This window comes from Nguyenibacter vanlangensis, from assembly GCF_038719015.1.
GTDB classification, from domain to species: domain Bacteria; phylum Pseudomonadota; class Alphaproteobacteria; order Acetobacterales; family Acetobacteraceae; genus Gluconacetobacter; species Gluconacetobacter vanlangensis.
Window position 1 is genome coordinate 4,736,987 of the sequence record NZ_CP152276.1, and the last position, 14,782, is coordinate 4,751,768.

Below are 14,782 nucleotides of genomic sequence, written 5' to 3' on the forward strand. Positions count from 1 at the left end.
ATTGCTGTGTGCTGGATGCAGAGGATATGGCCGCCCGATGCGCCGGACACAAGGCGGAACGGTGGGGCGCGCCCTTTTCGGCGCGGGGCGCATGCCATATCGTGCGCCATCAATATTTGAGACGGATATGACCGAAGTGATGGACCTCGATGCGATTGACCGTCGGATCGTAGCCGAACTCCAGGCAGACGGGCGCATGACCAACGTGGAACTGGCGCGCCGGGTGGGGATTTCCGCCCCGCCCTGTCTGCGGCGGGTGCGGCGGCTGGAGGAGGAGGGGCTGATTCGCGGCTATCATGCCGATACGGATGCCGCGTCCCTGGGGTGGACGATCACGCTGTTCGCGCTGATCGGGCTGGACAGCCAGAAGGAGAGCGTGCTGAGCGCCTTCGAGCACCAGGTGGCGGAATGGCCCGAGGTGCGGGAATGCCACATGATCCGCGGCGGGGGCGATTTCCTGGTGCGGCTGGTGGCGCGCGACGCGGCGCATGAGAACCAGTTGACGCGGCGCCTGACGGAATGCCCGCATGTCAGCCGGGTGCAGACCCTGCAGACCATCCGCACCGCGCTGAGCCGCGCGGGCGTGCCCGTTCTGCCGGCGCACGTCCTGCCGTCATGACCGTGGCGCTGTCGGCGGCTCTTTCGGGTGCGCGTCCGGGTACGGTGACGGCCGGGGCGGGCGCGCCGGAGGCCGCCGGCCGGCGGGTTGCGGCGGTCAGCATCATCGTCCCCTGCTATAACGAGCGGGTCAATGTGCGTCCGCTGGTCGCCGCCCTGTCCGCCGCGCTGGCGGGACGGGACTGGGAAGTGATCTTCGTCGACGACAATTCGCCCGACGGGACGATCGACGCGGTGCGGGAACTGGCCGAGCAGGACGGGCGGGTGCGCGGAATCCTGCGGGTGGGGCGGCGGGGCCTGTCCTCGGCGGTGATCGAGGGGGCGCTGTCGTCCTCGGCGCGGGTGATCGCCGTGATGGACGGCGACATGCAGCATGACGAATCCTGCCTGGGGCGACTGATCGACGCGGTGGCGCGCGACGGGTACGACATCGCCGTGGGTAGCCGGCACGTGGCGGGCGGCGACAATGCCGGGCTGGCGAATCGCTGGCGGACCGTGCTGTCCGATTCCGGGATCCGGCTGGTGCGGATGATGCTGCCGGTACGGCTGAGCGATCCGATGAGCGGTTTCTTCGCCATGCGCCGCGACCTGTTCGCGCAGGCGGTGCCGCATTTGTCGGGGACCGGGTTCAAGATCCTGCTGGACGTGTTTCTGTCGGCGCCGCGGCGGCCGCGCGTGCTGGAGGTGCCGTTCGTCTTTCGCCCGCGCGCGGCGGGCGAAAGCAAGCTGGACGTGCTGGTGCTGCTGCAGTTCCTGGCGATGATGCTGGACAAATTGTGCCGCGGGTTCCTGCCGGTGCGCTTCGTCGGCTTCGCGCTGGTCGGGCTGGTGGGCATTCTGGTCAACCTGGCGGTGCTGTCGGCGGCGCGGGGGCTGGGCGTGGATTTCGCGACCGGGCAGGGGGCCGGCACGCTGGTCGCCATGGTGACCAATTTCTGGATGAACAATTCCCTGACCTATCGCGACTGCCGGCTGCGCGGCGGCCGGATGTGGCTGGGGCTGGGGCTGTTCCTGGCCATCTGCTCGGTGGGGGCGGTGGCCGATATCGGCATCGCGCGCGCCATCTTCCGCAGCGACGGCGGGTGGGGGCAGGCGGGTGCGGCCGGAGCGGCGATCGCGGTGGTGTGGAACTACGCGGTGTCCTCGACCCTGATCTGGCGCGCGCGTTGATCGGCGGCTTGTCGCCCGGGGGCGACGGGGGCCGTTCCTCGACGGGGTCCGTTCCGGGGGGCTGGCTGGTCGCGCTGGCGGCGGTGACCGTGCTGCGCCTGGTGGTGGCGGCGTGCAGCGGGCTGTCGCCCGACGAAGCCTATTACTGGGTGTGGTCGCGGGCGCTGGCCCCCGGCTATCTGGACCATCCGCCGATGGTGGCGGTGTGGATCCGCGCCGGCTGCGCGCTCTTCGGCGACACGGCGCTGGGCGTGCGGCTGCTGGCGCCCGTGTCGGCCGCGCTGGGGACGCTGTTGCTGATGCTGGCGGCGCGGGACCTGGCGATCGGGCCGCCGGAAGGCGGAGCAGCGGGAGGGACGGCCGGGCGCATGGTGCGGGCCGGGCTGCTGCTGAACGCGACCCTGGCGCTGGGTGTCGGCGCGGTGACGATGACGCCGGATACGCCGCTGCTGTTCTTCATCACCCTGGCGCTGTGGGCGATCGGGCGGCTGTTCGCCACCGGGCAGGGTGCGTGGTGGCTGGTGGCGGGGGCGGCGCTGGGCCTGGCCTGCGACAGCAAATATACCGCGCTGCTGCCGGGGGCGGGGCTGGCGCTGTGGCTGCTGGGCAGCCGGGCGGGACGGGCGTGGCTGCGCACGCCCTGGCCGTGGTGTGCCGGGCTGCTGGCCGTGCTGCTGTTCCTGCCGGTGATCGGGTGGAATGCGGCGCATCATTGGGCGAGCTTCGTCAAGCAGGGGGGGCGGACCGGCGACTGGCGTCCGGCGCGGGCAGTGCAGTTTCTGGGCGAGCTGGCGGGGGGGCAGGTCGGCCTGGCGACGCCGCTGGTGGCGCCGTTCCTGGCCGGCGGGCTGTGGCGGGCGGTGCGGTGCGCGCGGGTGCAGGCGCGGGCCGCGCTGCTGGCCTGCTGGAGCGTGCTGCCGGCCGTGGTGTTCGTGCAGCATGCGCTGGGGGACCGGGTGCAGGCGAACTGGCCGGTGCTGCTGTATCCCGGCCTGGCGATCGCGGCGGCGTCTCTGGCGTGGCGGCTCTGGCGGGCGGCGGTTGCGGTCGGTTTCGCGCTGAGCCTGCTGGTCTATGTGCAGGCGACGCTGGCGCCGCTGGCGCTGTCGCCGCATCTGGACATCACGCTGCGGCAGATGGCGGGCTGGCCTGCGCTGGCGCGTGCTGCGGACGGGTTGGCGGGAGAGACGGCGGGCGGGGACGGGTTCATCGCGGCGGACGAGTACGGGCTGGCGTCGGAACTGGCCCTGGCCCTGCCGGGGCGGCGGGTGATCGGGATCGAGCCGCGCTGGGCGCTGTTCGACCTGCCCCGCGCGCCGGCGGGCGGCCCAGCGAATTCCCAGGGGAATTTTCAGGAGAGTTTTCAGGAGAATTTTCAGGGGATTTTCCTGTGCAGCGTGCGGCGGCTGCGGGACCTGGACCGGGGGCCGTTCGCCCGCATGGTGCCGGTCGGCGTGCTGACGCGGGGCCGGGGCGGGGTGGCGGCCGAACGCTATGCGGTGTTCCGCGTGACCTTGGCGCCCGGCGCGGGCGCGCGGACCGCGCTGCTGCCGTAGGGGCGGGTGTGGGTCAGCCGGGCAGGGCGGTGGTGACCAGATCCATCAGCGCGCGGATGCGGAAGGGTTTTTCCAGCCGGTAGGCGACCGGAAAGGCGGTCAGGCGGTCCGGGTCGCCGCTGATGGCGATGACCGGGATGCCGGCATCGTCCAGCCGGCGGGCCAGCGGGTCGGGCGGGCCGTCGGGGAGGGTCAGATCCAGGATGGCCAGGTCGATGCGATCCTTGCCGGCCTGGCCCAGCGCGCGGCCGGCCGTCTGCACGCCCGGGCAGGCGGTGACGCGCAGGCCGGCGGCATCGAGCGCGGTGCGGATCAGTTCGGCGATGGCGGATTCGTCCTCGACCAGCAGGACGTGCCGGGGTGATGTCATGCGCGGCAATCCGATGCGGTGATGTCCATTGTCGTGCCGCGTGGCAGGGCGGCGGGGGCGGGACGCGGCCAGGGGGCGATGCCGCGCGGGGACAAGGCGAGGGTGCCGAGTTCCAGCACGCCGTTGCTGGTATGTCGGGCCGCGGCGCGGATGTCGTCCAGGGTGAACCAGCCGGCATCCAGCGCGTCGCCGCCGGCGCGGAGCGTGCCCTGGCCGGTATCGGCGCAGCGGATGGCGACGATGACGTAATGGAAGCGCAGGCTGCCGTCCGGGGCGGGGTCCCGCACGTCGAAGGCGGTCAGCACGCCCTCGGCATGGGCGATGAGGCCGGTTTCCTCGAACAATTCGCGTTCGGCGGCCTGCATGACGCCCTCGCCATGTTCGACGCGGCCGCCGGGAAAGCCCCAGAGGCCCTGGTCCGGCGGGTTGGCCCGCCGGACGAGCAGCAGGCGGGAGGCGCGCGCCACGACCGCGAGGATCGCGGCCGGGACAGAAGGAGAGACGACCATGGAGGCATATAACCACGCCCCGGGCGCCGGCACAGGTCACAGACGCGTAAGCGGCCCGGGGATGGCCAGCCCTTGGGGATGCCCCTGGGGATGCCGTGGGGGGACGCCCTGGGGGAATGACCGGCCGGGGATGACCGGCCGGTATGCCGGTCAGGGGACGACCGGGAGCAGGATGGACGTGGCCTGGGTGCCGCCGCGATGGATGGACTGGGTGGCGGCGACGTAATCCTGCGGGCCGGCGCGCAGGATGTTGGGCACGAAGTGCTGCGGGTTGCGGTCATAGAGCGGGAAGAGCGAGGACTGGATCTGGACCATGATCCGGTGTCCGGGCTGGAAGACGTGATTCACCGCCGGCAGGGTGAAGCGGTATTCCGCCGTCGCGTTCGGGGTGATCGCCGTGGGATGGTCGAAGCCGGTGCGGTAGCGGCCGCGGAAGATGTCCATCGACACCGCGAGTTCGTAGCCGCCCATTTCCGGCCGGTCGCCGTCGGTCGGGGGCTGGACGTCGATCAGCTTGACCACCCAGTCGGAATCGGTGCCGGTGGTGGCGGCGAACAGGTCGGCGACCGGGACGCCGCTGACGCGTACGGGCTGGGTCAGGACGGGGGTTTCGTAGGTCAGGACGTCCGGGCGGCTTTCTGCCATGCGCTGGTCCTGGACCAGCCAGGTCTTCCAGCGCGCGGCGTCGGTGGCGAAATTGAAGGGGCGTTGCAGGAAGGGGACCGGGTGGGCCGGGTCGGAGACGTAGGAATCCTGCGCGTCGGCCGCCGGGTGGTCGAAGGAGAGGCCGTAGCCGGCCTGCAGGAACAGCGGCTTGAGCGGATGGGCGCAGGACGTGCCGTCGCAGGCCAGGGGCCATTTGGCGAAGCGGTCCCAGTGGTTTTCGCCGGAATTGTAGATGATGGCCTGCGGCAGATCGGCCGGCGGCGCGCCGGGGCGCAGATACTGGTTGAAGAAGGGCAGCAGCACGTCGCGCCGGAACTGGTGGGCGGTGTCGCCGTCCCAGTGCAGGGGGCCGAGGCTGGAGCCGTCGTAATTGACCTGGCTGTGCCGCCACGGGCCCATGACCAGGATGTTGGGGACGTTGGGGGCTGTCTGTTTCAGGGCCATCCAGGAATGGATCGCGCCCCACATGTCCTCCTGGTCCCACAGGCCCTGTTCCCACAGGGTGGGCACCGTCAGCGGGTGACGGGTGATCAGCTTGTCCAGGGCCTGGTCCTGCCAGAAGGCATCATAGTCGGGATGGGCCAGCATGCGCTGCCACCAGGGGAACTGGTCCAGCCCCGCCGCGGTGGCGAAGCGGCCGGCCGAGCCGGCGCGCAGGAAATTGGTGTAGTCGTCGTGGTCGATGCGGGGGATGGTCGCGCCCTCGCCGCGCACCGTCATCTGTTCGGTGAAGTAATCCAGCCCGCCCTGGCGGAAGGCGCCGTAATGGTACCAGTCATCGCCCATCCAGCCATCGACCATCGGGCTCTCGGGGGCGGCGACCTTGAGCGCCGGGTGGGGGTTCAGCAGCGCCATGACGACGGTGAAGCCCTCGTAGGACGAGCCGAGCATGCCGACGCGGCCGTTGGATTCCGGCAGGTTGTGGACCAGCCAGTCGATCGTGTCCCAGGCGTCGGTCACCTCGTCGGTGCGGGTGGGGTTGAGGGGGCCGCGGACCGGGCGGGTCATGACGTAATCGCCCTCGGACCCGTATTTGCCGCGGATGTCCTGGAAGACGCGGATATAGCCGGCCTCGACGAACACGTCGTCGCCCTGTGGCAGGAGGGCGCGCATCGAGGGCGCGTTCTCCACCCGGTTCAGCCGTTCCGAGGCGTGATAGGGCGTGCGGGTCAGCAGGATCGGCGCGTCATGCGCGTTGCGGGGGATGACGATGACGGTATGCAGCTTCACCCCGTCGCGCATCGGGATCATGACGTCGCGCTTGACGTAGTCGCGCGCGTCGGTGGGGAAGGTGACGTGGGCGGGGATGTCGCTGCCGGTCTGCACCGTCAGCGGAGATGCCGCCGGCGCGGCGGGGTGGGCGGCGTGGTGCGTCGAGCGGGGGGCGGCGGCGTGGGCCGGGATGGCGGCCAAGGTGGTGGTGGCCAGCGTTGTGCCGGTCAGCGTTGTACCGGTCAGGGCCAGGGCGGTGAGGAAAGAGATCGCCCCGCCCGGGCGGTGTGTGTGAAGGGTCAAAACCTGGCGCTCCTGCTGAATTCCCGGCTGGGGTGGTCGCGGGTAAGAGTGTGGTGATTCCGTTCGTGCGACCATGTCGCAGCCGAACGGATCAGGCAACCGGGGGAGCGGGATTCGGTGTGGCCGGGCCGGCGTCCGGCGTTCAGTGGCCCAGGAAATGGGCGATCGCGTTTTCCCTGGGGCGGGTCAGCACGACATGGGCGCGGCAGCGGGGCGTGCCGTAGATGCCCCGGATGCTGTCGCCGTCGGGCGTGCCCTCGAACACCATCGGGTAGGGTTTGTGGTTCATGTCGCTGAGCAGCAACTGGGCGTGGAAGCGGCCCGGGGTGGCGTCGCGCGTGCCGAGCAGGATCTGCGAGCCGTCGGCGGGGGTGAAGGCGATGCGTTTCGTGCCGATCTGCAAGGTGGAGGGGGCGCGGGTTTCGGGGCAGACGCCGCGATCGGCCACCAGCGTGCCCGTCCACAGGCCCAGCGGGTCGGCGGCCGCGCCGGCCCGGGCAGAGGGGATCGCGGCCAGGAGCAGGGCGGCGGCCAGGAGGGGGGTCGGCAGTGTGGGGGAGTGGGGCACGGATCGAGCTCCGGAACGCAGGGGCGATGGTGGGGGCGATGCTGGGGTATTATCGGCCGTCGCGGGGCGGTGGGCCATAGGGTCCCGCCCGATGCGGGGTTGCGCTATAACCGTCATCGACGCATATCCCGCGCTTGCATGGCCCGCCCGGCATATGCAAGCCCGCCCGTGACTGCCCCGTGACCGCAATGTCATGACCGCAATGCCGTGACCGAAAGAACGACGATGACCGATATCGCCAAGACAGCAGGATCCGAACCGCGCACGCCGGAGGCGCTGGGGGCGCTGGAGCAGACGCTGCATCAGGACCGGATCCTGATCCTGGATTTCGGCAGCCAGGTGACGCAGTTGATCGCGCGGCGGGTGCGCGAGAGCGGGGTTTATTGCGAGATCTGGCCGTTTTCGACCGATCCCGCGAAGATCCGCGCCTTCGCGCCGCGGGGCATCATCCTGTCCGGCGGGCCGGCGAGCGTGCTGGAAGAGGGGGCGCCGCGCATTCCGGACGTGGTGTTCGCACTGGCGGTGCCGGTGCTGGGCATCTGCTATGGCCAGCAGGCGATGTGCCACCAGTTGGGCGGCGCGGTGGAGACGCACGAGCATCGGGAGTTCGGGCGGGCGCATATCGACATCATCGAGGATTGCGCGCTGTTTCGCGGCACCTGGGCGCGGGGCGGGCGCGAGCAGGTTTGGATGAGCCATGGCGACCGGGTGACGAAGCTGCCGCCCGGGTTCCGTGCGGTCGCGGTCAGCGAGGGCGCGCCGTATGCGATCATCGCCGACGAGGGGCGGCGCCTGTATGGCGTGCAGTTCCACCCCGAAGTGGTGCATACGCCGCACGGCGCGGCACTGCTGCGCAATTTCACGCATGACGTGGTGGGCTGCCAGGGCACCTGGACGATGGCCGGGTTCCGCGACATGGAGATTGCCCGCATCCGCGCGCAGGTCGGCACGGGGCGGGTGATCTGCGGCCTGTCGGGCGGGGTCGATTCCTCGGTGGCGGCGGTGCTGATCCATGAGGCGATCGGCGAGCAACTGACCTGCATTTTCGTCGATCCGGGCATTCTGCGCGCGGGCGAGGCCGATGAGGTGGTCAAGACCTTCCGCGGCCGGTTCAACATCAAGCTGATCCATCGCGATGCGTCGGACCTGTTCCTGTCGGCCCTGGAGGGGGTGACGGACCCCGAGACCAAGCGCAAGACGATCGGACGGCTGTTCGTCGAAGTGTTCGAGGAGGAGGCGGCGAAGCTGGGCGGTGCCGACTTCCTGGCGCAGGGGACGCTGTATCCGGATGTGATCGAGAGCGTCAGCTATACCGGCGGGCCGTCCGTGACCATCAAGTCGCACCATAATGTGGGCGGCCTGCCGGAGCGGATGAAGATGAAGCTGGTCGAGCCGCTGCGCGAATTGTTCAAGGACGAGGTGCGCGCGCTGGGCCGCGAGATGGGCATGCCCGAGAGCATCATCGGCCGGCATCCGTTCCCGGGGCCGGGGCTGGCGATCCGGATTCCGGGCGCGGTGGACCGCGACAAGCTAGCGCTGCTGCGCCGGGTGGATACGATCTTCCTGGAAGAGATCCGCGCCGCGGGCCTGTATGACGCGATCTGGCAGGCCTTTGCCGTGCTGCTGCCGGTGCGCACGGTGGGCGTGATGGGCGACGGCCGGACCTATGATTACGCGTGCGCCCTGCGCGCGGTCACCAGCACCGACGGAATGACGGCGGATGTGTTTCCGTTCGATATCGGGTTCCTGAACCGGGTGGCCAGCCGCATCGTGAACGAGGTGCAGGGGGTGAACCGGGTGACGTACGACATTACGTCGAAGCCGCCGGGGACGATCGAGTGGGAGTGATCTAAGGTCGTTTCAGACCATCTCGCGCCGTGCCAAGAATCGCCTGAACCTTCTGACTAACAAGGACTTTTCTTCCTACCCCGTATCACTGCATGTCACTCCAGCCCGGCCACTTTGTTGGTAGCGATGTTGGTATGGCGCAGAATGGTCAAGAAACGGGCTTTCGCTACCAACACACCCTTTGTTGGTATCCGTTCGTCCCCGACCGGATGCGGATTTATGGGCGATCTCACTGATAAAGAACTGAAAAATCTCAAGCCAAAGGCCAAGCTCTACAAGGTGACGGACCGCGACGGGATGCACGCCGCTGTCACGCCGAGCGGGGTCATTTCATTCCGGTATCAGTATCGGGTAAACGGGCGGCAGGAGATCTTGACCATCGGCCGCTATAGCGCCGAGGCGGCGCGCACGCTGACTCGGGCGCCCGACGCGTTGGAATATGGAATGGATGTGTCGCTTGCGGAAGCGAGGACGCTTTTGGCGCGCGCGAGGCGTCAGGTTGAGCGGGGTGAGTCGCCGTCGAAAGCCAAGGTGGAGAAGCGCACTGCGTCAGCCGAAGCGTTCACCTTCGGCGGTTGGGCGGAAGCGTATTTCAAGCACAAGGCCGATCCCAGGTCGGGGGCAGAAAGGCTGGCCGACAGCACGCTAGCGATGCGCCGCTCTGTCTATGATCGCGCCATCGCGGGAAACTTGTCGAAGCTCAAGCTGGGGGAGGTAACCCCACAGCGTCTCAAGCGCCTCTGTGACGAGGTCAAAGAGAAACGCGGGCCGGCCGTCGCCGTGCATGTCCGCGAGGTCGTGTTGCTGGTGTTCCGCCACGCCCAGGCATGTGGGCTGGATGTGAGCAATCCAGCCGAGTCGATACGCACCAGCGCTATCGCCACGTTCGAGCCGCGCGAGCGCGCCTTATCGCCGTCAGAAGTTCGCGCCGTCCTGACGGCTTTGGATCACGTGGCGGCGGCGCCAACGCTGCGCTCAGCGGTGAAGTTTGTTCTGCTTACTGGAGTTCGCAAGTCGGAGTTCATTGACGCCACATGGAAGGAAATCGACTTCGCCGCCGCGCGCTGGACGATTCCGGCCGAGCGTATGAAGGCTGGCAAGATGCATGTTGTCCCGCTGAGTGATCAGGCGCTCGACATTCTTACGGCGTTCCGGACCATGTTCGGCGTCAGCCGATACCTGCATCCTGGCCGGTACGACGGCGATACGCCCATAAGCAACGCCACGCTCAATCGCGTGATCGATGCGGCCGTGGAGCGTATCCGCAAGGATGACCCGGACTTTGAAAGCCTTGGCGTTCACGACCTGCGCCGCACCTTTTCGACAGGCCTAAACCGAGCCAAGTTCGATGAACGCTGGATCGAGATGAGTATGGCTCACGCGCCGCGGAACCGGATCGCAGCTGTCTATAACGTGAACCGCTACTTGGCAGAGCGCAAAATCATGCTTCAATGCTGGGCTGATATGCTCGATGCCTGGGTGAAGGGCGAGTCTGCCAAAGAGCTGATCGCCGACGCGAAGCAGCGCGCCGCCGAGATCCACGACGACGAGTTGGACGACGATCTCTGAACTACGCGTGGCTTGCGCGCCTTCTCTCCGTCAACGCCTCTGGCGGCCGCCAGCCGGCGGGGTTAGCGATCCAACAATCGATATCGGATTCGTGCCAACCGGATCCGTTCATGCTGATCTTCAGCTGGGCTGGGAAGGTGCCCTCGGCGATCTTGCGGTAGATAGTGGAGCGGCTGAGTCCGGTGCGGGCGAGAACGGTCTTCAGACGAACGATACGGCTTGCGACGAGCATGGTCATGCTGCCTCCTGCTGGATGCTTTTGACATTGCAGGGACCAGACAGGTCGATGATTCGTTGTTGTGCAACAGATATTTGATGGTCGTAGTAGTGGAGCGTGGAGGGGGTAAAAAATGCCGGGGTCGGTGCCGTAGCTTAACGTGAATTCTGGACCAAGACTGCGATCCGACTAGCTATCGACACCGAAGTCTTGCCGGCGGTCTCCGACCATAGCATCGACAGCGGGGCGGGTTTGAGTCGCTCGGCAATCGCGCGTCGCCGCGTGGACTGCAGCCGGACATGTTGCCCGCCTGATACTGGCGCTGGTAGGCTTGGCCAAGTCCGGGCCCGCGGTCGGCGCAGCGGCCGGAAGGTGCGATGCATGCGTAGCTCAGCTGGATAGAGCGCCACCTTCGAAGTGGAGGCTATACGTTCAAATCGTGTCGCTCGGTCCCATTTCCTCCAAGGAAAGCAGAGCGATAATAACGGTCCTTCGGGGTCGTTTTTGCTTAGAGGGCCAAAATTCCGCGCCGCTCTAAGCAGAATCCATTCAGTTGTATGAAAGTCGCGTGCGGACGCGACCTTCCTCGTTGGTCGCGTAGCCGTCGTTTAAAGCTCGAAGAGGAAGTTCAGTCGTGCCCGTGCGACAGCAACTACCTGCCGGCCACCAACGCCTACGCCAGGTATCGGTCTGCTGCAGGGCCCGCGACCCTCGATTTCGCGCTCTTCCTCGCCTGGCTGCGTAGACCCGACCGTTGCCATGCGAAGATTGGGGCTCGCCCCGTCATCGCCTTGGCGCACGCGTTCCCCGCGGCACAGATTCGCGGCATCGAGCCATCGCCCTTGCCTTATCGGGTGTCGCGCCTCCGCACGCGCAATCTCCCCAATGTTCAACTGTGCCGACGCGACTTTCACCGCTGCGACCTGTCGGACGCCCAGGCTGTGATTTGCTACCTGATGACGAGGCCCATGCGGGTCTGCACTGCGCCCTGGGGCCACACTCGACGAGCCCAAGCGGGGCGGACGCGGTTTAACCCCGGCCACTTTTCGGCGGAGGAGCACCGAAGCTGGGTCCACACGTTCGAATCGCGTCGCGCGCCAAGCACCCTCTGACGACGCGGAGTCTATCGCGCGAAACATTTTTGGACAGCCGGTTTCATGCGGCCAGGAATGGGCCAAGGGCGTCCATCAAAGCTTGTGGCGCTTCTTCCTGCGGGCTGTGGCCGCAGTCGATCGCGTGGCCGCGCACGTCGATCGCCTTTTCTCGCCAGGTCGCAAGCACATCGTACAGCGCTCCGACCGTGCCGCGACCGCCCCACAATGCCATCAGCGGCACTTGTACTTTCTTCTCGCTATCGGCTGCATCATGTTTGAGGTCGATGGTCGCTGCGGCGCGATAATCCTCGCAGATCGCATGACGTGTCCTTGGGTCGGCATAGCAGCGCTGATATTCCTCCAGCACGCGAGGGTCGGATGCGCCTTCGGTCTTCATCTGACCTGAAATGTGTTTGTTGAGGAAAAACGCAGGATCGGCGCCGATCATCTTCTCGGGCAAGGGGGAAGGCTGAATGAGAAAGAACCACCAGAAATAGCGCCGCGCGAATTCCATATCGGTTCGCGCGTACATCGTCGCGGTCGGAGAGATGTCCAGCAACGTGACTCTGGTGACGAGGTCAGGAAAGTCGAGCGCCATGCGATGGGCAACCCGGGCCCCCCGGTCATGAGCCACTACCGCGAAGCGATCATGGCCGAAGGATCGCATGACTGCCACCTGATCCGCCGCCATCGCGCGCTTGGAATAATTGACGTGAGCCTCGCCGCCGTCGAGCTTCTCGCTGTCGCCATAGCCTCGCAGGTCCGCAGCGACGACAGTGAAATGCTTGGCGAGCTCTGGTGCCACCTTGTGCCACGTCAGGTGTGTCTGGGGATGACCGTGAAGCAGCAACAGGGGAGGTCCGTCGCCCGCGATCGCGGCCCGAATGCGCACGCCATCCGCATCAACATCGAACCAAGTGAAGCCCGGCATGATGTCGGGGCGGCCAGCCACCTCTTTCATGCGTCAATCCTATCGCAAAGCCACGGGCTCGCCTTTAGATATTCCGCCTCGAAAGACCGAATACTGTCCGCGTGGCGCAGCGTGCCACCGATGCGGTCAAGGCCGTCCAGCAGGGCGGTCCGGCGATCCGCATCAACCGAGAACGCGATCGATAGATCGCCGGCGTTTATGACCTGTGCTTCCAGATCGACGAGGACTTCACGCCCCGTGGGGCCGACGGCGTCAAACAGCGCAGCGATCTCGCTGGCCGAGAGCGTCACAAGCAGCAGGCCGTTGTTGGCGGCGTTATCCGCGAAGATGCCGGCGAATGATGTGCCGATGATGGCGCGGATGCCGTATTGAAGCATTCCCCACACCGCATGCTCGCGTGACGAGCCGCAACCGAAGTTCGGTCCGACAACCAGAAAGCGGCTGTCTTGCGTCGCTGGCTTGTTGAGGATGAAGTCTTTGCGGGCATTTCCACGCTCGTCGAAACGAAGATTGTGAAAAAGCCCCTGCGCGAGTCCGGACCGGTCGATCCCTTTCAGGAATTGTTTGGGCATGATGACGTCGGTATCGACATTGGCGGTCGGGATCGGGCACGCCACACCCTTTACGCTCACAAATTTCTCCATGGTCAGGCCTTCAGGAGTTTGAGGGCGCGGACGTCGGTGAGACGTCCTGTAACCGCGGCGGCGGCGACCATGGCGGGGCTCATTAGATGTGTGCGGCCGCCCGTGCCCTGTCGACCCTCGAAATTGCGGTTGGTGCTGGACGCGCAACGTTCGCCGGGGGCGAGGACATCGTCGTTCATCGCGAGGCACATCGAGCAGCCGGACTGCCGCCATTCGAAGCCAGCCTCTACGAAGACGCGATCCAGTCCTTCTGCTTCCGCCTCGCGCCGCACGCTGCTGCTGCCGGGCGAGATCATCGCCCGCACGCCGGGCGCTACACGCCGCCCCCGCAACACCCGCGCGGCGTCCCGAAGGTCAGACAGACGTGCATTGGTGCAGGATCCGATGAACGCCCGGTCGATCCTGATGTCCGACAAAGGCGTGCCTGGCGCGAGGTCCATATATTCGAGGGCGCGGACGACTCCCGCCCGCTTGTCTGCTGCGACAGCCTCAGGATCTGGCACCACATCGTCGATTGTGCCGGCTTGGTCGGGACTCGTGCCCCAGCTCACCATCGGTGCGACCTGCGCGGCCTGGATGACTATCTCCCGATCGAAAACGGCGCCCTTGTCGGTGCGCATGTCTGCCCAGGTTTTTTGTGCTTCCGCCAGCATGGCGCCGGACGGGCTGCGTGGTCTGCCTGCGATATAGGCGAAGACCTTCTCATCGGCCGCCATTAGCGCGACGCGCGCACCGCACTCCACCGCCATGTTGCAGATCGTCATGCGGCCTTCGACTTCAAGAGCGTCGATGGCCTCCCCCGCGAATTCGAGTGCGTGTCCGGCCGCCCCGTCGGCGCCGATCTTGCGGATCAGCGTCATGATAAGATCCTTTGCGGTGACGCCCACAGGCAGCGGGCCTTCGAAGCGCGCGCGCATACGCTTCAGGCGCGTGTAAGGTAGCGTTTGCGTCGCGAGCAGATGCTCGATGTCGGACGTGCCGATGCCGAAACCTACGACGCCAAAGGCACCGTAGGTCGTGGTGTGACTGTCGCCGGCGGCGATCACCATACCGGGCAATACCCAGCCGAGTTCCGGCAGCACGACGTGCTCAATGCCCTGCCGCGGATCCAGGACATCGAACATCTTAATGCCGAAATCGCGACCGTTTCGCGCGAAATAGTCGATCTGACCTTGAGCGCCCTTGTCTTCGACCGCATCAGTGCGGTTAGCGGCGGTCGAATTGACATGATCGACTACGCCCAGCGCGGCCTGCGGCCGCCATACCTTGCGACCGGCTTCCCTCAGGCCGCTAAAAGCCTGTGGGCTCGTATATTCGTTAAGAACCGTGCGATCGACATACAGGAGCAGTCGTTCTTCACGACCCTGCACGCCCGCGCCAAGCGACATTATGCGATGCCGGTCGATAATCTTATCATAGAGCGTGAGCGGACCCGCCATTGCCCAGAATCCTCCCGATGTTTGCTACGAGACTAGCGCGAGGCGACGGACGCGGGCCAATGTCGGAT

At 66.8% G+C, this 14,782-nt stretch carries 13 protein-coding genes and 1 tRNA gene; 6 read left to right on the forward strand and 8 right to left on the reverse strand.

The window, feature by feature from the left end:
* The first annotated feature begins 127 nt into the window (after nucleotides 1-127).
* The 3 genes from AAC691_RS22170 to AAC691_RS22180 are packed head-to-tail and all read left to right on the forward strand — an operon-like array spanning nucleotide 128 to nucleotide 3,344.
* Nucleotides 128-619, forward strand: a complete 492-nt coding sequence (locus AAC691_RS22170; protein ID WP_176640299.1) for an Lrp/AsnC family transcriptional regulator — start codon at nucleotides 128-130, stop codon at nucleotides 617-619.
* Complete coding sequence (locus AAC691_RS22175) at nucleotides 616-1,788, forward strand: glycosyltransferase family 2 protein (protein ID WP_342628513.1); 1,173 nt, start codon at nucleotides 616-618, stop codon at nucleotides 1,786-1,788. The genes AAC691_RS22170 and AAC691_RS22175 overlap by 4 nt, the downstream gene beginning before the upstream one ends.
* Nucleotides 1,743-3,344: a glycosyltransferase family 39 protein gene (locus AAC691_RS22180; protein ID WP_342628514.1), complete on the forward strand. Its 1,602-nt coding sequence runs from the start codon at nucleotides 1,743-1,745 to the stop codon at nucleotides 3,342-3,344. The genes AAC691_RS22175 and AAC691_RS22180 overlap by 46 nt, the downstream gene beginning before the upstream one ends.
* A gap of 13 nt (nucleotides 3,345-3,357) precedes the next feature.
* Here AAC691_RS22180 and AAC691_RS22185 read toward each other — a convergent pair whose 3' ends face one another.
* From AAC691_RS22185 to AAC691_RS22200, 4 genes are all read right to left on the reverse strand, one after another.
* Entirely contained in the window at nucleotides 3,358-3,714 is a 357-nt protein-coding gene (locus tag AAC691_RS22185; protein ID WP_342628515.1) for a response regulator, read from the reverse strand.
* On the reverse strand, nucleotides 3,711-4,223 hold the full coding sequence (locus AAC691_RS22190; RefSeq protein ID WP_342628516.1) for an NUDIX hydrolase: 513 nt from the start codon (nucleotides 4,221-4,223) through the stop codon (nucleotides 3,711-3,713). Before AAC691_RS22190 ends, AAC691_RS22185 begins: the two co-directional genes overlap by 4 nt.
* A 150-nt stretch (nucleotides 4,224-4,373) precedes the next feature.
* Nucleotides 4,374-6,302 carry a CocE/NonD family hydrolase gene (locus AAC691_RS22195; protein WP_408906121.1) on the reverse strand — a complete coding sequence of 643 codons (1,929 nt, stop codon included), beginning with the start codon at nucleotides 6,300-6,302 and terminating at the stop codon, nucleotides 4,374-4,376.
* 244 nt (nucleotides 6,303-6,546) lie between these two features.
* Nucleotides 6,547-6,972, reverse strand: coding sequence for a hypothetical protein (locus AAC691_RS22200; RefSeq protein WP_342628518.1), 426 nt, complete (start codon nucleotides 6,970-6,972; stop codon nucleotides 6,547-6,549).
* 225 nt (nucleotides 6,973-7,197) lie between these two features.
* On the opposite strand from AAC691_RS22200, the gene guaA reads away from it, so the two are divergent.
* Both guaA and AAC691_RS22210 read left to right on the forward strand, forming a co-directional pair.
* Nucleotides 7,198-8,820, forward strand: a complete 1,623-nt coding sequence (guaA, locus tag AAC691_RS22205; RefSeq protein WP_342628519.1) for a glutamine-hydrolyzing GMP synthase — start codon at nucleotides 7,198-7,200, stop codon at nucleotides 8,818-8,820.
* Nucleotides 8,821-9,039: 219 nt separating this feature from the next.
* Nucleotides 9,040-10,389, forward strand: coding sequence for a tyrosine-type recombinase/integrase (locus AAC691_RS22210; protein ID WP_342628520.1), 1,350 nt, complete (start codon nucleotides 9,040-9,042; stop codon nucleotides 10,387-10,389).
* 1 nt (nucleotide 10,390) lies between these two features.
* On the opposite strand, the gene AAC691_RS22215 is transcribed toward AAC691_RS22210, so the two are convergent.
* Nucleotides 10,391-10,627 carry an AlpA family transcriptional regulator gene (locus tag AAC691_RS22215; RefSeq protein WP_243429611.1) on the reverse strand — a complete coding sequence of 79 codons (237 nt, stop codon included), beginning with the start codon at nucleotides 10,625-10,627 and terminating at the stop codon, nucleotides 10,391-10,393.
* A gap of 363 nt (nucleotides 10,628-10,990) precedes the next feature.
* On the opposite strand from AAC691_RS22215, the gene AAC691_RS22220 reads away from it, so the two are divergent.
* Nucleotides 10,991-11,061, forward strand: a tRNA-Arg gene (locus AAC691_RS22220).
* 700 nt (nucleotides 11,062-11,761) lie between these two features.
* On the opposite strand, the gene AAC691_RS22225 is transcribed toward AAC691_RS22220, so the two are convergent.
* The 3 genes from AAC691_RS22225 to leuC are packed head-to-tail and all read right to left on the reverse strand — an operon-like array spanning nucleotide 11,762 to nucleotide 14,714.
* Complete coding sequence (locus tag AAC691_RS22225) at nucleotides 11,762-12,661, reverse strand: alpha/beta hydrolase (protein WP_342628521.1); 900 nt, start codon at nucleotides 12,659-12,661, stop codon at nucleotides 11,762-11,764.
* Nucleotides 12,658-13,275 carry a 3-isopropylmalate dehydratase small subunit gene (gene leuD, locus AAC691_RS22230; RefSeq protein WP_342628522.1) on the reverse strand — a complete coding sequence of 206 codons (618 nt, stop codon included), beginning with the start codon at nucleotides 13,273-13,275 and terminating at the stop codon, nucleotides 12,658-12,660. The genes AAC691_RS22225 and leuD overlap by 4 nt, the downstream gene beginning before the upstream one ends.
* 2 nt (nucleotides 13,276-13,277) lie before the next feature.
* Entirely contained in the window at nucleotides 13,278-14,714 is a 1,437-nt protein-coding gene (leuC, locus tag AAC691_RS22235; RefSeq protein ID WP_342628523.1) for a 3-isopropylmalate dehydratase large subunit, read from the reverse strand.
* Between the last annotated feature and the right edge of the window lie 68 nt (nucleotides 14,715-14,782).